Below are 19567 nucleotides of genomic sequence, written 5' to 3'. Positions count from 1 at the left end.
ATCCTTCATTGGCGGCTCGTCTGAGCCTTGTTCATTCGATCCGGCTGGAAGCTCCTGCCGGTCGCCGCCACCCGGGCGGCACAAATTCAGGCCTGTGAACTGCCCATTGCCGGGCCTCACGTCAAGTCGTTTCCGTCGATCAGGGGTTATTCCTTGGGTCGGCTCTGCTCAAAGGCAGCTTTCTGGGCGTCGCTCGCTTCCGCCTGATATTTTGCCTTCCAGTCTTCATAGGGCATCCCATAGACGATTTCCCGGGATTGATCCTTGCTGAGCGGAACACCCGCCTCTTCAGCCGCCTCCCGATACCAGTTGGAAAGACAATTGCGGCAAAAACCGGCGAGATTCATCATGTCGATGTTCTGCACATCATGGCGCTCGCGAAGATGCTGCACCAGACGGCGGAAGGCGGCGGCCTCGAACTCGATCTGCTGTTTGTCGTTCTGTGTCGTCATGGGGCAACTCCAGGCTCAACAGGGGCCGGTGCGAGAGGCGAACAGCTGGTACTCATGCAGGACGGGATCGTCGTTCATTGCGGCAAAAATGGGAGCGAGCCGGTCTGACCAGTCGGCAATCCCCTCCTCATCCGCGATCAGATCCTGCCGAACCTCAAGAAGCGCATGCGGTATGCCCTTCATCATGCAATGGCGGTACATGGTGTCACCCTTCAGCGCTCCGTCATAGGGTTCGTTGTCGCCGACGAGAATGTCGCCGGTCGCGCGCAGATGCGCCAGAAGCGGATCGACCACACGATTATCCGTGTCCCAGAGAACAGCCGCATGCCAGGGCCGCGGCGTTTCCTTCCAGAACGGCGTGTAGGAATGCAGCGACAGAACGAGAGGCGCCTCCCCGGACGACTGCGCAACACCGTTGAGCACTCGATCAACGGCATCGTGATAAGGCCGGTGAAAAATCTCGATGCGCTTCTGCCATTCCTCATCCGAAATCGGGTGATTGCCGGGGATGATAGCGCCGTCCGAAATCTTCATGATGAGAGTGGGATCGTCCTCACCGCGATTCGGATCGATCAGCAGCCGCGAAAAGCGCCCGAGGACCGCCGGCACCCCAAGGCGGGCGGCGAGCGACCGTGTCAACCCTTCTATGCCGATATCAAATGCGATATGGCGATGAAAAGCGGTTTGCGGAAGGCCAAGTTTGCCGTAGTGTGCCGGCAGGAGGTTCATGGCATGGTCCGCCAGAAGAACCATGCCTTTGTCATAATCGCCTTCTATGATTTCATAGGGTATGAAGTCGTTCATCGATGATTTTCTGGGGCAGGATTGAGGAGAAAAGCTTGATGGCATGGCTTGAGGCCGGGCGCAAGTTTCGGCGAAAGAACAGCCATCTACCTTATCGCACTCATGATCCCACGAACAATATAATCGATTAAACTCGCGTTGACTTTCTCTGGCGGCCACGCCAAGAAGTGTGTTCATTATAACCATGGAATCCGGATGGAAGCCGTGACTCAGTCATCTCTCGCTCTTCCTCGCCTTTTTCGGCATATCACCCGTCTTTTTTCCGCAGCGGCATTGTTTCTGACCCCGTTTGTGTTCGTGGAGACCGCCCATGCGGATTTCCGCGTCTGCAACAGCACGCAAAACCTCGTGGGGGTCGCAATCGGCTACCGGGCACAAAACGGCTGGGTCAGTGAAGGCTGGTGGCAGGTTCCCTCCTCTACCTGCGCAACGCTGATAGAGGGTGAGCTGCAGTCGCGTTATTATTATCTTTATGCCGAGGATGCCGCCCATGGCGGCCGCTGGACCGGTGACGTCAACATGTGCGTGGCGGAAAACGAGTTCAAGATCGACGGCGTAGACGATTGTTATGCCCGAAGCTTCCAGAGAATGGGTTTCAAGGAATATGACACGGGCAGACAGGGCAGCTGGATGGTCCAGCTTTCCGATACGCCAGGCACACAGGGAAATCAAAACTGATGAAGCGTAACCGCAAAGTCAAAATTCTTGCAACTCTCGGCCCCGCCTCTTCCGAAGAGGCGATGATCGAGAAGCTGCATCTGGCCGGCGCCGATCTCTTCCGCATCAACATGAGCCATGCGAGCCACGACGTGATGCGGACGCTCATTCAGCGTATCCGTTCGGTCGAGAGCCGCAACGGCCGTCCCATCGGCATTCTGGCCGACCTGCAGGGTCCCAAGCTGCGCGTCGGAAAATTTGCCGAAACCAAGGTCGATCTCGTTCCTGGCCAGACCTTCACGCTGGACAATAATGACGCCCCCGGCGACAACAGCCGCGTTTTCCTGCCGCACCCTGAAATTCTCGAAGCGGTCAAGCCTGGCCATCGCCTGCTGATCGACGACGGCAAGCTGCATCTGCGCGCTGAAAAATGCGACGGCAAGAGCATCGTCACCACGGTCGTTTCCGGCACCCGGATTTCCGACCGCAAGGGCATCAGCCTGCCCGATACCCTGCTTGGCGTCGGCGTGCTGACCGATAAGGACCGCGTCGATCTCGATGCCGTTCTGGCGACCAATGAAGTGGACTGGGTTGCACTTTCTTTCGTCCAGCGTCCGGAAGACCTGGCCGAAGTCCGCAAGATTTCCCGCGGCCGCGTTGGCCTGATGTCCAAGATCGAGAAGCCGCAGGCGATCGAGCGGATCGAGGAAATCATCGAACTTTCCGACGCATTGATGGTCGCACGCGGCGATCTCGGTGTCGAAATGCCGCTGGAAGCAGTTCCGGGCATCCAGAAGCAGCTGACGCGCGCCTGCCGTCGGGCCGGCAAGCCCGTCGTTGTCGCCACCCAGATGCTGGAATCCATGATTACCGCACCGGTTCCGACCCGCGCCGAGGTGTCGGACGTCGCGACTGCCGTGTTCGAAGGCGCCGATGCCATCATGCTTTCGGCTGAATCGGCTTCCGGTGATTATCCGGTCGAAGCCGTGTCGACCATGGCGTCAATCGCCAGCACGGTGGAGCAGGACCCCTATTATTCCAACATCATCTACGCGCAGCGCCCGCAGCCGGAAGCAACCGGCGCCGATGCGATTTCGCTTGCCGCCCGCCAGATTGCCGAAACGCTAAAGCTTGCGGCGATCGTCACCTACACCTCCTCCGGCACGACGGGCCTGCGCGCCGCGCGTGAACGGCCGCAGGTTCCGATCATTGCGCTTTCGCCGATCATCCAGACCGCACGCCGCCTGTCGGTGGTATGGGGCCTGCACTGCGTCGTTACCGGCGATGCCAGCGATCTGGACGACATGGTGAACCGCGCTTGTCGCATCGTCGTTTCCGAAGGTTTCGGCAAGCCGGGCGAGCGCATCATCATCTCCGCCGGCGTACCACTCGGAACCCCCGGCGCAACCAATATGGTGCGCATCGCCTATATCGGTTCGGACGGCCAGAGCGGCGTCTGAAGTCAGAACAAACCGTCATAAAAAAACCCGCCGTCACCGGCGGGTTTTTTGTTGGCCTTTCGGCCGCATTACAACAGCCTGGGCTCAGTGCATTTTCACCGGCGTGCTGAAGCGGCTGGACTCGATTGCCGCAGCTCCCGGCCTGAAGCTTGCCGAAGTGGCAGAGGCCGACATGTCGTGGCTGAGCATGCGGTTGGCGATAACGCGCGGCGCCTTCACCGAACGCCCGGTCGTACCCTTGTTCTGGTTGAGCGCCCAATCAGAGATCAGATCCTGCGTCAGGCGGCCACCACCAACCATCGCCTGATGGGAAACAGCCGCATCCTGCTTGCTCGGGCGCGAACCCTTGGTCGGCAAGCCGGCAGTGAGGCCACCATTGATGGCGGGCTTGAGGTCGAAGGCATCGCCGAAGCCCTGCTTCGGTTCTGCCTTGGCCGTTTCGGCCGGCGCTACCGTAACCTTGTGGTTGACAGCGGCCGGGAACGCAGCAGCTGTCGGAATGGAAGCCGATTGAACCTGCGAACGCGCAGCCTGACCGCTCTGTTCAAGAGCCGCCACCACTGTCGGCGAAAGCGTATCCTGCTGTGCGTCGGCGAGATCGTCTTCGCCTTCGGGGTCAGCATTGGCCGCTGCCAGCAGAGCTTCTGCGACTGCCGGGCGATTGGCGGGAACCGGAACGGAGGCAAGTTCGCCGGTCGCAGCCGGGGTTGCACCATCTGCCGAAGCCGTCAGGATCGATCCCTCGGCATCGCCTCTCATGCCACGCGGCCCGAGAAGTGTCGGCACGGGTACGGATACCTCAGCCAGATCGGCAAATTGCTGACGCTCAGCCGGAGCGGACGCCGGTGTCGGCGTTGTCGCGGCCTGCAGTGCATCCTGCGCAGCATTGCGGGCAGGAGAATAAAGTGCAGTCGCAAGGCCAGTATTGGCCGGCTGATTGCCGAAGGCGGGACGAGCCGTTGGCAGCGGCGCATCGTTCACGCCAGGAAGAGATTGTGCGGAAGCAACGGCAATGGCCTGTTCCGGCTCGGGCGCTGCGGGCTGCGGAGCAGCCGGCCGTGCGACAGCCGGGCGTTCTGCGGGCTCCGGCGCTGCGATGCTATCCGGATCTTCGTCCTCATCGCCTCCACCGCCAAAGAGTGCCTGCAACAGCGTCTTGCGCTTGCCGCCGCCAGAAGAAGCAGGACCAGAACCGGCGCTGGAAGCAACCTGGATAGAGGACGAGCTGACGCGCTTCTTGTAATCCGCCAGAGCCTGTTCGTAACCGGGAAGCGGCTTGCCGTCGGAGGGAAGATGCAGCGTATTGCCGTTCGGGAAGATGCGGACGAGTTCCTGGCGGCTCATGCGCGGCCAGGCGCGAACGCCGCCGACATCCATGTGCACGAAGGGGGAACCGGAACTCGGATAGAAACCAACGCCGCCGATCTGCATCTGCATGCCGATTTCGCGCAGACGCGCCAGCTTCACGCCGGGTATGTAAAAATCCATGGCCTTGCCGAGCATATGCTGGCTTTTTTCCGCGACACCCTTGGTGCGGGTGCGCAGGAGACCATTGGTCTCCGGCGAGCGAAAGGCCGAAACGACGTTGATGTAATCGGTCGCGCCGCTGCGGCGATAAACTTCCCAGACGAGATCGAACAGGCGCGGGTCCATCCGTGTCGGCTGGTTGCGGCGCCAGTCACGCAGGAACCGGTTCAGCTCCTGCAGACCCTTCTGGTCGTATTTGCCATTGCGCTTGAAGGTGATGACCGCCTTCTCGCGTGTATGGATATAATACAGTTTAAGGCTGCGAGTCTCGGCGAGGGCTTCCGTCGCCGAGGCACCTACGAAAGGCATGGCGGCGAGCATCAGGCAGGCAAAGGTGACAGCGCGTGCCGACAGCTTCGTGCATATATCCTTGATCAAGCCGCGCGCGATCTTGGTCGACAGCGCGTTATTCCGATGCAGATATGGCAATTCGATCCCCGCCTGGAAGACAATTTCTGTCACATTGCCTCAAATGAACGTCAAATACGGTGACACGATGGCAAAATTGCCACACACATGCAACCTTCCTCTACATAGTGAATCAGCCACTAACAAGAGGTTTATAGACGGTAAGCGGATATCCTTGCTCAGAAGTTAACGAATCTCACGATCTGCCGGGGAATATGCCATTTGCGGCATCAGGCGGCATCTCGAAGCGGATCATCGGGATCGATGCCATAATCCTTCAGTTTTCGATAAAGCGTCGAGCGCCCTATGCCGAGTTTCCGTGCGACCTGGCTCATCTGCCCGCGATAGAAACGAAGGGCGAAACGGATAAGCTCTTCCTCGATCTCAGCCAGTTTTCGGATATTGCCCGAATCGTCCATGCTGGAGATCAGGTTGCCTCCGCGGTAGATGGTCGTCGAAATATCCGCCGTATCTTCAAGAACGGCGTTAGTTTCGGCCAATGGCGGCGGCGGTGAATAGGCCGCGAGTTTCAGCGACGATCCAGACGGCGACCGGATGGAATCTCCCGCATCATCCCCCGTTGCAAATTCCGGCAGTTGCAGCGCGATCTGCGGAAAATCAGAATCCGCCAGTTCCTCGCCCTGCGACAGCACGACAGCGCGGAAAACGGCGTTTTCAAGCTGGCGGATATTGCCCGGCCAATCATAAGCCGTCAGCAGCGCCAAGGCGCTGGCGTCAAGGCCAACCGGATTGGGCAATTTTTGCTCCGCCGAAAAACGCTCGGCGAAAACCCGCGCCAGATGGGGAATATCCTCCTTGCGGCGGCGCAGCGCCGGAATGGTGATCGGAAAAACGTTGAGGCGATAATAGAGATCCTCGCGGAAACGGCCTTCCTTCACCTCTTCGATAAGGTTCTTGTTGGTGGCGGAAATCAGCCGGACGTTGACCTTCTGGACCCGCGCGGAGCCGACGGTTTCGATTTCGCCCTGTTGAACCGCTCGCAGCAGCTTGACCTGAACGTCCAGCGGCAGATCGCCGATTTCATCAAGGAACAGCGTTCCGCCATCGGCCTCCATGAATTTGCCGACATGTTTTTCCGTGGCACCCGTGAAAGCGCCCTTCTCGTGGCCGAAGAGAATGCTTTCGACCAGATTATGCGGGATAGCGCCGCAATTGACGGTGATGAATGGCTTGTTCGACCTGTCACCGGCCGACTGGATGGCGCGCGCGACCATTTCCTTGCCAACACCGGATTCGCCTTCCAGCACCACGGGAATGCTGGACTGGGCGGCGCGTTGTGCGAGCTCGATGACCCTCAGCATTGCGGGGCTTGCGGAAACGATATCGGTAAAATTCACTGCATTGCTCCGTCCGCGCCTGCCCGTGCGGGCCTTTGCCTCTCTCCTGTCGAGTTTGAGAGCATTGGAGATGGCGGCGCCGATCCTTTCCGGCGAGACCGGCTTGACGACGAAATCGAAGGCGCCGGCGCGCATGGCCTGCACGACGGTGTCGATGCCGCCCTGCCCCGTCTGGACGATGACGGGAACATCGGTGCCAAGTTCACCCACGGCTTTCAAAAAGGTCAGGCCGTCCATTTCCGGCATCATAAGGTCGAGGACAACAACATTGATCTCGCCGCTATATTGCTTGAGCAGCTCCAGCCCCGCTTTGCCGTTTTCGGCAAGCAAGGCGAGATGCCCATAACGTTCCACCGCGTTTTTGAGCAGGCGGCGCTGGACAGGATCATCGTCTATCACGAGAACATGCGCGGTCATTTTTGGCTCCGGTTTCCGGTTTATGGACCTGCGTCATGCGGTCCCTTATGCCGCACTCTGGCACAGGAGACTTGAACATCCAGTTTTGAGATTTGCTTGCATTTTATCCATTGCTACGGGAAACAAAGGCCCCATATGCTTCCAAAAGCATAACCAGAAGGATACGTCCGATGACCCTTAATCGCTCCATTCCGCAACCCGTCTTTTCCCTTGCGGAAACCTCCGGTCCCGTGCTTGGCGACCTGCCCGGCTGGAAGCTTTCGGATCTCTATCCGTCGGGCGATTCGCCAGAATATAAGGGTGATCTCGAGAAGGCTGCGGCGATGGCGACGGCTTTCGAGGATAAATGGAAGGGCAAGCTTGAGACCGCCGCAAAGGCGACGGGCGCCGACGGCATCGGCGCTGCTCTCAAGGAGTATGAAGCGCTGGACGATCTCATCGGCCGCATCGGCTCCTTTGCCGGACTGACCTATTTTTCCGATACGTCGAACCCGGCAAACGGCAAGCTTTACGGCGACGCGCAGGCGAAACTGACGGATATTTCCGCCCACCTCCTGTTCTTTACGCTTGAACTCAACCGCATCGACGATGCGGTGATGGACGCCTGCATGGCAAATGATGCCGCGGCAGGGCATTACCGGCCCTGGCTGGTGGATTTGCGCAAGGACAAGCCGCACCAGCTTGACGACCAGCTGGAACAGCTGTTCCTTGAAAAATCGATGACCAGCGCGAGCGCCTTCAACCGTCTTTTCGACGAGACGATGGCCGATCTACGTTTTGATATTGACGGCGCAAGCCTTCCGCTGGAAGTGACGCTCAACATGCTCCAGGAGCCGGAGCCGGAAACCCGCAGGAAGGCGGCGGAAGCGCTGAGCGCCGCCTTCAAGGAGAATCTGCGGGTCTTCACCCTCATCACCAACACGCTCGCCAAGGACAAGGATATTTCCGACCGCTGGCGCAAGTTCGAAGACATTGCCGACAGCCGCCATCTGGCGAACCGCGTTGAGCGCGAGGTCGTTGATGCCCTGGCTGCCGCCGTTAAAAACGCCTATCCGCGCCTTTCGCATCGCTATTACGCCATGAAGGCGAAATGGCTCGGCATGGAGCAGATGAACTACTGGGACCGCAACGCGCCGCTTCCCGATACGTCCAATACGATCATTCCATGGGATGAGGCGAAGGATACCGTGCTTTCCGCTTATGGCGATTTCGCCCCTGAGATGGCCGATATCGCCCGCCGTTTCTTCGATGAGGAATGGATCGACGCCCCCGCCCGCCCCGGCAAGGCGCCGGGTGCATTCGCACACCCCACCGTGCCATCGGCCCACCCTTACGTTCTGGTCAACTATCTCGGCAAACCGCGTGATGTGATGACGCTCGCCCACGAGCTTGGTCATGGCGTGCATCAGGTGCTGGCCGGCGGCCAGGGCGCGCTGATGTGCGCCACGCCACTGACGCTTGCCGAAACAGCCTCCGTCTTTGGTGAAATGCTGACCTTCCGCAAGCTGCTCGACGACACCAAGGACGTGAGAGAACGCAAGGCCATGCTCGCCCGCAAGGTCGAGGACATGATCAATACTGTCGTGCGCCAGATCGCGTTTTATGAATTCGAACGCAAGCTGCACACCGCCCGCAAACAGGGCGAGTTGACCTCTGAACAGATCGGTGAATTGTGGCTTTCCATTCAGGCCGAAAGCCTCGGCCCGGCGATCCGGATTTCCGAGGGTTATGAGACATGGTGGACCTATATCCCCCATTTCATCCATTCACCCTTCTATGTTTATGCCTATGCCTTCGGTGATTGCCTGGTGAACTCGCTTTATGCGGTCTACCAGAAAGCCGAGACCGGCTTTCAGGATAAATATTTCGAGCTTTTGAAAGCGGGCGGCACCAAGCACCATTCGGAGCTTTTGAAGCCCTTCGGTCTTGATGCGACCGATCCTTCCTTCTGGGACAAGGGCCTTTCAATGATCGAGGGGCTGATCGACGAGCTGGAAGCGCTGGACAATAAACAGGCTTAACCTCGCCAGCCGGCAGGGCTATCCTATTTCGGACAAGCTTTGCCGGTTGATATCGCCGGTATGGACACCAATGATGACGACAGGCGACGAGCAAAGGCAATGAAGCGCAAACCCGCCGATCTGACCCTGAGAGAAACCCTGCGCTGGGAGCCGCAAACGGGCTTTCAGCGCATTGACCAGCATATGCGCCGGCTGTTGCGCTCGGCCGATGCGCTTGGTTTTCGCGCACCGGTCAATGCGGTCCAGGTTCTGGAAAAGAAGGTCGGCGGCGAAACCCCGCTCTGCGTCAAGCTGATCATGAACTATAAGGGCGAACTGGACATCGAAACGGCTGATTTCCGGCCGTTGCAGGAGAATACGGTGTGGCGAGTCCGCATCGCGAAACAAACCACCCTCGATTCCGCCGATACCTTCTATCGCCACAAGTCATCGCGCCGCGAGCCCTATGATGCCGCCCGCGCCGAATTTTCAGCCGCGGATGCGGACGAGGTTTTGCTGCTCAACGAACGCGGGGAGTTGTGCGAGGGATCGTCCACCAGCATCTTCGTCGAAATGCCGGACGGGCAATTGCTGACGCCGCCGCTCGACAGCGGCATTCTGCCGGGCGTCCTGCGCGCTGATCTTATCCGTGAGCGCAAGGCACGGGGACAGGCGCTGAAACTGGAGGATATTGCCGGGCGGCGGCTGTTCGTCGGCAATTCGCTGCATGGATTGATTGCGGCGCAACTGGTCTAAGCCGTTACTGCCAGAAGCCGATCGCGGCCCTTCTCCTTGGCAGCATAAAGCGCCTGATCGGCGCGCATGAAAATCTCGTCGGCGCTTTCCGCCATGCGATAAGACGTCATGCCGGCGGAGCAGCTATAGGAAAAATCCGGAAAATCGGCGAGAGGTCTTGAAAGGCGTACCCTTTGCAGCAACCGCTCGACAATCTCACGGCTTTCCGAAACCGAGCTGCGCGGCAGGACAAGCATGAACTCCTCACCGCCGATCCTGCCGAAACAGTCAACCCGGCGGATAACGGAATGGGCGATGCCGACAAAATCGCGCAGAACCGCATCGCCGCATTTGTGGCCGAAACGATCGTTGATCTGCTTGAAAAAATCGATATCGAGGGTGCAAAGGCAAAAGGGTGCTTCAAGGCCTTTGCCCACCCGCTCCACCTGCAGGGCCAGTTTCGCAAAAACGAAACGCCGGTTTGCCGTTCCCGTCAATTCATCCGTCTGCGAGGCGCGCACCGCAAGATCCCGGTCCTGCCGCAGGGCTCTGTAGCCCTGGCGCAATTCCGTGACGTCGCTTGCAACGCAGAGCATCCAGCCATCCTGCTGCACCGTCTCCGTCATCCAGAACCAGCGACCGTCATACATGTCCATCTCGAAGGCGCGATAGGGCAGCTTGCCGCGCCGAGACTGCGCTGACATCAGCCACCCCTCGAAATCATTGTTTCTGATGACGACGCCGGCGCCCAGCCGCTGGTTCAGCCGCATGATATCCGCCCAGGTCGGGAAATCACCGGCGGCAAGCTGAAAGCTTTCCCGAAATGATGGGTTGGCATGCCGCAACCGATCCCCGGAATCATAGAGGGCAATAAGAACGGGGGTAGCACTCTGAAGCGCTGCGACACGCTCGATAAGACTATCCAACAGGCAACTCTCCTGTGATGGCGAAAAACTCCCCCATCGTCATCCGTCCAAAGCCCCCAAGCCTTTGGACATATATACGAAAAGAAGAACCTAATTATAAACGCACTATCTAAAATGCGAAGAGGCAGAATGTGGTGGAAAGGATGCGCGCGGCCATCTCACCACCGCCACCGTCATATGTCCGTCATCCGCCTGCCCTTTATTGTGGCACGCTTTTATGATCTAGCTTACTTATTGGCTGAAAAAGGAAAATTGACGAATGACGGATGCAAACCACCCGATTTACGGCGATATTGACGGCCCCATCATCATGATCGGCTTCGGCTCCATCGGGCGCGGTACTCTTCCGTTGATCGAACGTCATTTCAATTTCGACAGGACCCGGCTCGTCGTCATCGACCCGCGCGAGGATATCGCAGCATTTCTGGCCGAGAGGAACATTCGCCATATCCGCACACATCTGACCAAGGAGAACTATAAGGAGGTTCTCAAACCGCTTCTCAAAGGGGTTCAGGGTCAGGGCTTCTGCGTCAACCTTTCGGTCGATGCCGCATCCGTGGATCTGATGCGGCTCTGTCGCAAACACGGCATGCTCTACATCGACACCGTGGTGGAGCCATGGCCCGGTTTTTATTTCGACGCCGATGCCGATAATGCCTCCAGAACCAATTATTCGCTGCGCGAGACCATGCTGAAGGAAAAGGCGCGCAAACCGGGCGGCACCACGGCGGTTTCCACCTGCGGCGCCAATCCGGGCATGGTGTCCTGGTTCGTGAAGCAGGCGCTGATCAACCTCGCCAGGGATACGGGTCTCGATATCGAGGAGCCGCAGCCGCATGACCGGGAAGCATGGGCAAAACTCATGAAACAGCTTGGCGTCAAGGGCGTGCATGTGGCCGAGCGCGACACGCAGCGGGCAAAGGAGCCCAAGCCCTTCGGCGCTTTCTGGAACACCTGGTCCGTCGAGGGTTTTATTGCAGAAGGTTTTCAACCCGCCGAACTCGGCTGGGGAACGCATGAAAACTGGATGCCCAAAAACGCAAAAAAACAGAAAAAGGGCAGCAAGGCGGCCATCTATCTCGATCAGCCCGGCGCCAATACGCGGGTGCGGACATGGTGCCCGGGCCAGGGCCCGCAATATGGATTTCTGGTCACCCATAACGAGGCGATCTCGATCTCCGACTATTTCACCCTTCGCAATGACGATGGCGGCGTGATCTACCGCCCTACCTGTCATTATGCCTATCACCCCTGCAACGACGCCATTCTTTCCCTGCACGAACTTTTCGGCAATGGCGGCACGGCCCAGCCGATCCAGCATGTGCTCGGCGAAGACGAACTGGTCGACGGCGCCGACGAGCTGGGTGTTCTTCTCTATGGCCATGACAAAAACGCCTATTGGTACGGATCACGGCTGAGCCTGCAGGAAGCGCGCTCGCTTGCCCCTTACCAGAACGCAACCGGATTGCAGGTCAGTTCGGCGGTTCTGGCAGGAATGGTCTGGGCAATTGAGAACCCACAGGTGGGCATCGTTGAGGCGGACGAAATGGATTACCGCCGGTGCCTCGAGGTGCAGCGCCCCTATCTCGGCCCGGTCGAGGGACATTATACGGACTGGACACCGCTCGATGGTCGACCCGGCCTGTTCCCCGACAATATCGACAAGTCCGACCCCTGGCAGTTCCGCAATATTTTGGTGCGCTGAGAGACGGAGTCTCATATTTGTCACGCCGGCGCTTTCATGCGGGACGTCAGGAACCCGGGAGAGCAAACAACGTTGCCTTGAAATAAGTAACGCTTCACGGCATGGTCGAAGCACAAGGGTTTTATCGAATCGCAGGAGAACAGGCTCATGAACTTCAAGACAAGCGCTGCTTTGCTTTCAGCCGCCATCGCGGTGTCTTCATGCGTCGCGCCGGGTCCCTCCCAGCAGACCTCGATGGCCCCATCGCTTGCCCGCGGGCCGGCCGTCGATGGCCGCTGGATTGACCGTAACGGCATCGTATCGACATTCCAGAACGGCGCTTTCTCCACGCGTTCGACCGATACCAATACGCTTCTGGCCTCCGGCACCTATGTCACGATTTCGCCGACACTCTACGAAATCAACATGACGTCCCTGGTCCGCAATACGCAGTCGCGCGTCAACTGCGCTCTCGTCTCCCCGTCACAATTGAATTGCACGACAGACACGAACAGTCAGTTCTCGCTGACACGTCAAGGCTGATAATATCACCTTTTCAATGAGATGCCCTTATGGAACGCACGCCTCAGGCGTGCGTTTTTCTTTATTGCGTGGCTGTCATAATTTCGCTTGCGGCAGCTGCCGCTAAATGGAAACATCGCGCTTTGAAAGACTGACATGTTTTCAGATTAGAGAATAAGCACGGCCGGATGATGATCGACCGGCCCGGGCTTCCGCTTTGAACAGGAGAGAGGGACCATGAAGAAAATTTTGGGACTGGGCATGCTGAGCGTTTCGGCAATAACGCTTTCAGCCGGAGCGGCCTTGGCCGACTACGAGCTCAACATTCTTCACATCAACGATTTTCACTCCCGTATCGAATCGATCAACAAGTTCGACTCGACCTGCTCGGCGGAAGAAGAAGGCAAAAACGAATGCTTCGGCGGCGCCGCCCGTCTTCTGACCGCCATCAATCAGACCCGCGATGCCCTGAAGGCTGAGGGCAAGAACGTTCTGCTGCTCAATGCCGGCGACAATTTCCAGGGATCGCTGTTTTACACCACCTATAAGGGCACGGTGGAAGCGGAAGTGCTGAACGCCATGAAGTTCGACGCCATGACCGTCGGCAACCACGAGTTCGACGATAGCGAGGACGGTCTTGCAGGCTTCCTCGACAAGGTTCAGTTTCCGGTCGTGACCGCCAATGTGGTCGCCACCGCCGCCTCCAAAATCGGCGATCGCGTCAAGCCTTCCATCGTTCTTGACGTCGGCGGGCAGAAAATCGGCATCGTCGGTGCCGTGGCCAATGACACGGCGGAACTGGCCACGCCCGGTCCCAATATCACCATTGCCGAAGACGTCGCGAAAATCAGCGAACAGGTGCAGAAGCTGAAGCAGGACGGCGTCAACAAGATCATCGCCCTCACCCATGTCGGATATCCGCGCGACCTCGAATTCATCGCGAAAATCCCGGATGTGGATGTCGTAGTCGGCGGTCACTCGCATACCCTGCTTTCCAACACCGACCAGAAGGCCGAAGGCCCCTATCCGACACTCGTCGACAATCCCGGCGGCTACAAGGTTCCGGTCGTTCAGGCCGGCCAATACAGCAAATATCTCGGCGACCTGCGCGTCGTCTTCGATGACAGCGGTGTGGTCAAGGAAAGCAAGGGCGATCCAATCCTGATCGATTCCTCCTTCAAGCCCGATGAAGCCACGCTCAAGCGTATCGATGAGCTGAAAGCGCCGATCGAGGCGCTGAAAGCCAAGGTCGTCGGCACTTCGGAAGGTCCGATCGAGGGCGACCGCAAGATTTGCCGCGTCAAGGAATGCTCCATGGGCAATCTGGTCGCGGATGCAACGCTTGCCCGTGTGAAGGATCAGGGCGTCACCATTGCTTTCGCCAATAGCGGCGGTCTGCGCTCCTCCATTGATGGTGGCGATGTCTCTATGGGCGAGGTCCTGACGGTTCTGCCGTTCCAGAACACCGTTGCAACCTTCCAGCTGAAGGGCGAGGATATTCGTGCCGCTCTCGAAAACGGCGTCAGCCAGATCGATGACGGTGCGGGCCGCTTCATGCAGGTTTCCGGCCTGAAATATTCCTTCGACCGTTCCAAGCCAGCCGGCAGCCGTGTCGTTTCGGTTGAGGTCAAGGAAGGGGACGCTTTCGTGCCGCTCGACCCGGCCAAGACCTATATCGTCGCGGCCAACAACTACGTGCGCACCGGCGGTGACGGCTTCAAGGTCTTCGCGACCAAGGCAATCAACGCCTATGACTTCGGCCCGAACCTCGAAGAGGCAGTCGCCGCTTACATCACCGCAAACAGCCCCTATAAGCCCTATACGGATGGCCGCATCAGCGAAGTCACGCCGGCCGGTTACGTGGCTCCGGCAAAACCCGCAGCACCGGCACCCGCTGCAACCGCCCCGGCGCCTGCAGCAAGCACGCCTGCTCCAGCCGCCACACCGGCCCCGGCACCTGCTGCCACCGCACCGGCCGCTACTGCGCCTGCGGCAGCCGCTGCTGCCGTCAGCAAATATGTCGTTGAAAAGGGTGACTCGCTCTGGAAGATCGCTGCCGAAAAATATGGCGACGGCGCTCTCTGGACCAGAATTGCCAAGGCGAACACGCTGAAGCATCCGAACCACATCGAGATCGGTGAGGAACTGGAGCTTCCGGCGCAATAAGCCGGTAGCGACCAGACAGGGCAATTTGCCGCAGACCGGAAGCCGACCCTCAACCACGGGGTCGGCTTCTTATTTTCCTATAAAAAACAGGTCATTACAGGCCGCACTTTGCAAAAGGGCATCGTGCCTGCCAGCCAGCCCCGGAAATCACCTCCACCGGTGGTTCAATCCTGAAAAATTTCGTCTAGAACACGTGAACAAATTGACGACAGGGGCGTATAGCTCAAGCATTTGCGACAGGATCCGTCAGGGTTCTCGTCGGTATGCATAAAACAAAAGATGGAGCCTTCCGCCCTCTCCCAAACGGAAAGCTCTTGTGCAAACAGTCCGAATTTCAGGGTGTCATTCATGGCGATAGAACTATCCGCACTCCCCGTAGACCATCCCGGCATAAGATTTGGCAAGGTCGGCGTTCTGCTCGTCAATCTTGGCACGCCTGATGGTACGGACTACTGGCCGATGCGCCGTTATCTGGCGGAATTCTTAAGCGACAAACGCGTGATCGAATGGTCCCGGCTCTACTGGTATCCGATACTGTACGGCATCGTTCTCAACAAACGTCCTCAGAAGGTCGGCAAGGCCTATGAGGAAATCTGGAACCACGAGCGGAACGAAAGTTATCTGCGCACCTATACCCGCAGCCAGGGCGAGCTCATGGCAGAGGCGCTGAAGGATTTGCCCAATGTCGTCGTTGACTGGGCCATGCGTTACGGACAACCCTCCATCGCCTCGAAAATCGACGCGCTGAAGGAACAGGGCTGTGAAAAAATCCTGCTTTTCCCGCTGTACCCGCAATATGCCGCATCGACCACGGCAACCGTAAACGACAAGGCATTCGAGCACCTGATGAAGCTGCGCTGGCAGCCTGCGCTTCGCACCGTGCCGCCCTATCATGACGATCCGGCCTATATCGACGCGCTTGCCGCCTCTGTCAAAAACCATCTGGCGACGCTGGACTGGGAGCCGGAGATGCTGATCACCTCCTTCCACGGCATTCCGCAATCCTATTTCAAGAAGGGTGATCCCTATTACTGTCACTGCCAGAAAACCGCCCGCCTGCTGCGCGAGGCGCTGGGACGGACAGACAAGAACTTCATGATCACCTTCCAGTCGCGTTTCGGGCCGGAGGAATGGCTGCAGCCCTATACTGACAAGACCGTGGAAAAGCTCGCTTCAGAGGGTATCAAGCGCATTGCCGTCATGAATCCCGGCTTCGTATCGGATTGTCTTGAGACGCTTGAAGAAATTGCCGGTGAAGCCGGTGAGATTTTCCTGCATAATGGCGGCGAGAAATTCACCCATATCCCCTGTCTTAACGACAGCGCCGAGGGCATGGATGTTCTCGAAAAGGTTGTGCGACGGGAGTTGCAAGGCTGGGTGTAATCTTGCCATAACGATACTGGGGTAAAATCCCTGACGGTTCTTACCCTGGAGGAAATGTGATGATTGAATTGGGCGGTTTCGATATTGTTGTTCTGGCAGCGGTGGTGCTGGTTATGCTGGTGCTGTTTGCCGGTATCAAGACCGTGCCGCAGGGACATCGTTACACGGTTGAACGGTTCGGGCGCTACACCCGCACGCTCGAGCCCGGCCTGAACCTCATCGTACCCTTTATCGAAAGCATCGGTTCGAAAATGAATGTTATGGAGCAGGTGCTCCATATACCGACACAGGAAGTTATCACGCGCGATAATGCCAGTGTCTCCGCCGATGCCGTCACCTTCTATCAGGTGCTCAATGCCGCCCAGGCCGCCTACCAGATTTCCAATCTGGAAATGGCGATCGAAAACCTCACCATGACAAACATCCGCTCGGTAATGGGCTCGATGGACCTCGACGAATTGCTGTCTAACCGCGATGCGATCAATGATCGCCTGCTGCGCGTGGTGGATGAGGCCGTGGGACCATGGGGCATCAAGGTCACGCGCATCGAGATCAAGGATATCGCGCCGCCAAAGGACCTCGTCGATTCCATGGCGCGGCAGATGAAGGCCGAGCGTGAAAAACGCGCGCAGGTTCTGGAAGCCGAGGGTGCGCGAAACGCCCAGATTCTGCGCGCGGAAGGCGCAAAGCAATCCGCTATTCTTGAGGCGGAAGGTCAGCGCGAAGCGGCGTTCCGCGATGCCGAGGCGCGCGAACGCCTGGCAGAGGCCGAAGCCAACGCCACCCGCATGGTGTCGGAAGCCATCGCCGCCGGTAATGTCCACGCCATCAACTACTTCGTTGCCCAGAAATACACCGAAGCGCTCGCCGAGATCGGCACAGCCAAAAATTCGAAGATCGTATTGATGCCGATGGAAGCCTCGGCGCTGATTGGTTCTCTCGGTGGTATCGGCACGATTGCGAAAGAGGTGTTCGGCGACAGGGGCGATGCGCCAACCGCACCCGCCGCCACGCCTTCCCGCTCCGTGCCGCCAACACGGTCTTCCGGACAGACCATCAACGTTACAGTTCCCGGTAATCCCTTCGGTTCTTCATCGGAGAAGTGACGATGCTGCAACGGCTTGCCTCAGAATTTGGACCATGGAGCTGGTGGATCGTCGGCTTCATTCTGCTGGCCGCCGAACTGGTCGCTCCGGGTGTATTCCTGATCTGGATCGGGCTTGCCGCGCTGGTCATCGGCGCGCTCTCGCTGTTTTTCTGGGAAACAGCATTCTGGGCATGGCAATTGCAATTCGTGCTGTTTGCCGCCCTCTCCATCATCTTTGCCCTGCTCGGCCGGAGATATTTCGGCAGGAACCGGGACACCAGCGATGAACCCTTTCTCAACCAGCGGGAGGCAAGCCTTGTCGGTCGCACGGCAACCCTGCAGGAACCGATCGTCGAAGGGCGTGGCCGGATAAGGCTGGATGATACGTGGTGGTCCGTCAACGGTGAAGATATGCCTGCCGGAACACGGGTCAGGATCGCAGCCGCACGCGGTCGCACCTTGGTTATAGAACCACTCGACCGATCCTGACGATCAGGCGACGCCGATCCGCAGAAGATCGTGGAAATGCACCAGCCCGATCGGCCTGTTGTCTTCATCCACCACGATCAGCGCGCCAATATGAAATTTTTCCAGCGTCGCCAGAGCGCTGGTCGCCAGCACCGATTTTTTCACTGTTTTCGGATTGCGGGTCATGATGTCATCCACCGTCAATTCCGCGAGGTTGCGCGACAGGTTGCGGGCCATGTCACCCTCGGTAACGATGCCGCACAGGCGGCCATCCTCGTCCAGAATGCCGACGCAGCCGAAATGCTTGCGGGAGAGAACGCCGACCGCTTCCGGCATGGCCGTTCCCTTATCGACCAGCGGCACACGATCGCCCGTATGCATGATATCGCTGACCAGCGTGAGGCTGGCGCCCAGTTTGCCGCCGGGATGAAACACCTTGAAATCACCGGCAGTGAAATTGCGCGCTTCCAGAAGCGCAACGGCAAGGGCATCGCCGAGTGCCAGCTGCATCAATGTGGAGGTTGTCGGCGCGAGACCGAGCGGGCAGGCTTCCTGTTCATTGGGAACCAGAAGCACGATATCTGAAGCTTTCGCCAGCGACGAATTTTCCGAACAGGTCAGCGCGATCAGCGGAATGGAGAAACGGCGCGAATAGTTGATGATGCTGCGCAGCTCGGCGCTTTCACCGCCCTTGGAAATGGCGAGAATTACATCATCGCCGCCAATCATGCCCAGGTCGCCATGGTTGGCCTCGGCCGCATGCACAAAAAAGGCAGGCGTTCCGGTGGAGGCGAAGGTGGCCGCGAGCTTCGCGCCTATATGTCCGCTTTTGCCGACCCCGGTTATGATGAGACGGCCATTAGACTGGCCAATGGTTTCGATCGCCTTGCAGAAGGGCTCGGAAAGCCCGTTTCTGAGAGCGTCCTCAAGAGCAGCAAGGCCAGCCCGCTCCATCGAAATCGTCCGCACGGCGGATTCGATGGCATTGTCTTCGACCAGTTTGACGGCGCGCGTAATCATGGCCGACTGTTACTCTTTCACCCGGAATAAGTCCACTCTCCAGCCGAAAAGCGCCGTGTTTTAGTGTCGCAAGTCCGGTGGAGAAATCTCCTCCATCGTTCCCAGTCGCTTAAAGGGGATGTTTTCTTCATCGACAAGATACCGTCCGACGGTCCTCACCCACGAAACCGAGCCGTCGTCTCGGCGCACGGCATATTCCTGGCTGTAGAAACTTGCCGCCTTCAGGGTGGTCAACGCGGTCTCGATGACGCTATTTCGATGATCCAGATCCACTTTTTCGAGCATCTGGAAAATACTGATACCCTGCATCGCCTGTCGCAGCGGAATTCCGAAGAGTTCAGCGCATATTTCGTCCAGATAAAATCGATCGTTGGTAATATCCCAGCAATAAAAACCAACCTGATTGATGTTCAAAACGGGATTCATGAAAAGACGCTGTCACAAAAATAAAAATCAATAGGAATTGCTAAGAAATTATAGCCAGTTCCTGCTA

17 protein-coding genes are annotated in these 19567 nt (G+C 58.2%); 10 read left to right on the top strand and 7 right to left on the bottom strand.

Annotated elements, in window-relative coordinates; translation table 11 throughout:
• Nucleotides 1-146: 146 nt before the first annotated feature.
• Both AC1ROR_RS13665 and AC1ROR_RS13660 read right to left on the bottom strand, forming a co-directional pair.
• Complete coding sequence (locus tag AC1ROR_RS13665) at nucleotides 147-452, bottom strand: DUF1244 domain-containing protein (protein WP_035222173.1); 306 nt, start codon at nucleotides 450-452, stop codon at nucleotides 147-149.
• 15 nt (nucleotides 453-467) lie between these two features.
• A complete protein-coding gene (locus tag AC1ROR_RS13660) occupies nucleotides 468-1256 on the bottom strand; it encodes an N-formylglutamate amidohydrolase (protein ID WP_498589723.1) in 789 nt (262 codons plus the stop codon).
• Between the two features lie 246 nt (nucleotides 1257-1502).
• Between AC1ROR_RS13660 and AC1ROR_RS13655 the strand changes: the two genes are divergently transcribed.
• Nucleotides 1503-1934, top strand: a complete 432-nt coding sequence (locus AC1ROR_RS13655) for a DUF1036 domain-containing protein (protein ID WP_374701181.1) — start codon at nucleotides 1503-1505, stop codon at nucleotides 1932-1934.
• Nucleotides 1934-3373, top strand: coding sequence for a pyruvate kinase (gene pyk, locus AC1ROR_RS13650; RefSeq protein ID WP_035222169.1), 1440 nt, complete (start codon nucleotides 1934-1936; stop codon nucleotides 3371-3373). Before AC1ROR_RS13655 ends, pyk begins: the two co-directional genes overlap by 1 nt.
• An 84-nt stretch (nucleotides 3374-3457) precedes the next feature.
• Here pyk and AC1ROR_RS13645 read toward each other — a convergent pair whose 3' ends face one another.
• Both AC1ROR_RS13645 and AC1ROR_RS13640 read right to left on the bottom strand, forming a co-directional pair.
• Nucleotides 3458-5362 (bottom strand): peptidoglycan L,D-endopeptidase MepK, encoded by a 1905-nt coding sequence (locus AC1ROR_RS13645; protein ID WP_498589722.1) that lies wholly within the window; start codon nucleotides 5360-5362, stop codon nucleotides 3458-3460.
• Between the two features lie 176 nt (nucleotides 5363-5538).
• A complete protein-coding gene (locus AC1ROR_RS13640) occupies nucleotides 5539-7083 on the bottom strand; it encodes a sigma-54-dependent transcriptional regulator (RefSeq protein ID WP_035226753.1) in 1545 nt (514 codons plus the stop codon).
• 170 nt (nucleotides 7084-7253) lie between these two features.
• On the opposite strand from AC1ROR_RS13640, the gene AC1ROR_RS13635 reads away from it, so the two are divergent.
• Nucleotides 7254-9104 carry a M3 family oligoendopeptidase gene (locus AC1ROR_RS13635; RefSeq protein ID WP_498589721.1) on the top strand — a complete coding sequence of 617 codons (1851 nt, stop codon included), beginning with the start codon at nucleotides 7254-7256 and terminating at the stop codon, nucleotides 9102-9104.
• Between the two features lie 99 nt (nucleotides 9105-9203).
• Nucleotides 9204-9839 (top strand): aminotransferase class IV family protein, encoded by a 636-nt coding sequence (locus AC1ROR_RS13630; protein WP_498589720.1) that lies wholly within the window; start codon nucleotides 9204-9206, stop codon nucleotides 9837-9839.
• Here AC1ROR_RS13630 and AC1ROR_RS13625 read toward each other — a convergent pair.
• The gene (locus AC1ROR_RS13625) at nucleotides 9836-10744 is read right to left on the bottom strand and encodes a GGDEF domain-containing protein (protein WP_498589719.1); all 909 of its coding nucleotides are present in this window, start codon (nucleotides 10742-10744) and stop codon (nucleotides 9836-9838) included. The two genes, AC1ROR_RS13630 and AC1ROR_RS13625, sit on opposite strands and share 4 nt — an antisense overlap.
• Nucleotides 10745-11003: 259 nt before the next feature.
• Here AC1ROR_RS13625 and AC1ROR_RS13620 point away from each other — a divergent pair, with 259 nt between their 5' ends.
• The 6 genes from AC1ROR_RS13620 (at nucleotide 11004) to AC1ROR_RS13595 (ending at nucleotide 18075) form a co-directional block, all read left to right on the top strand.
• Nucleotides 11004-12449, top strand: a complete 1446-nt coding sequence (locus AC1ROR_RS13620) for a homospermidine synthase (protein ID WP_498589718.1) — start codon at nucleotides 11004-11006, stop codon at nucleotides 12447-12449.
• A gap of 147 nt (nucleotides 12450-12596) precedes the next feature.
• Nucleotides 12597-12971, top strand: a complete 375-nt coding sequence (omp10, locus tag AC1ROR_RS13615; protein ID WP_003497694.1) for an outer membrane lipoprotein Omp10 — start codon at nucleotides 12597-12599, stop codon at nucleotides 12969-12971.
• A gap of 216 nt (nucleotides 12972-13187) precedes the next feature.
• Entirely contained in the window at nucleotides 13188-15116 is a 1929-nt protein-coding gene (locus tag AC1ROR_RS13610; protein ID WP_498589717.1) for a 5'-nucleotidase C-terminal domain-containing protein, read from the top strand.
• A 348-nt stretch (nucleotides 15117-15464) separates the two neighbouring features.
• Entirely contained in the window at nucleotides 15465-16499 is a 1035-nt protein-coding gene (hemH, locus tag AC1ROR_RS13605) for a ferrochelatase (protein WP_035226770.1), read from the top strand.
• A gap of 59 nt (nucleotides 16500-16558) precedes the next feature.
• Nucleotides 16559-17605: an SPFH domain-containing protein gene (locus AC1ROR_RS13600; protein ID WP_498589716.1), complete on the top strand. Its 1047-nt coding sequence runs from the start codon at nucleotides 16559-16561 to the stop codon at nucleotides 17603-17605.
• A gap of 2 nt (nucleotides 17606-17607) precedes the next feature.
• On the top strand, nucleotides 17608-18075 hold the full coding sequence (locus AC1ROR_RS13595; RefSeq protein ID WP_498589715.1) for an NfeD family protein: 468 nt from the start codon (nucleotides 17608-17610) through the stop codon (nucleotides 18073-18075).
• Between the two features lie 3 nt (nucleotides 18076-18078).
• On the opposite strand, the gene AC1ROR_RS13590 is transcribed toward AC1ROR_RS13595, so the two are convergent.
• Both AC1ROR_RS13590 and AC1ROR_RS13585 read right to left on the bottom strand, forming a co-directional pair.
• Complete coding sequence (locus AC1ROR_RS13590) at nucleotides 18079-19074, bottom strand: KpsF/GutQ family sugar-phosphate isomerase (protein WP_035226776.1); 996 nt, start codon at nucleotides 19072-19074, stop codon at nucleotides 18079-18081.
• A 60-nt stretch (nucleotides 19075-19134) separates the two neighbouring features.
• Nucleotides 19135-19500 carry a PAS domain-containing protein gene (locus AC1ROR_RS13585; RefSeq protein ID WP_498589714.1) on the bottom strand — a complete coding sequence of 122 codons (366 nt, stop codon included), beginning with the start codon at nucleotides 19498-19500 and terminating at the stop codon, nucleotides 19135-19137.
• Nucleotides 19501-19567 lie beyond the last annotated feature (67 nt).

The organism is Agrobacterium sp. GW821-FHT14E08 (assembly GCF_058803865.1).
Note: the sequence above shows the minus strand (reverse complement) of the source record. Positions and strands in the feature narration are given on the sequence as shown.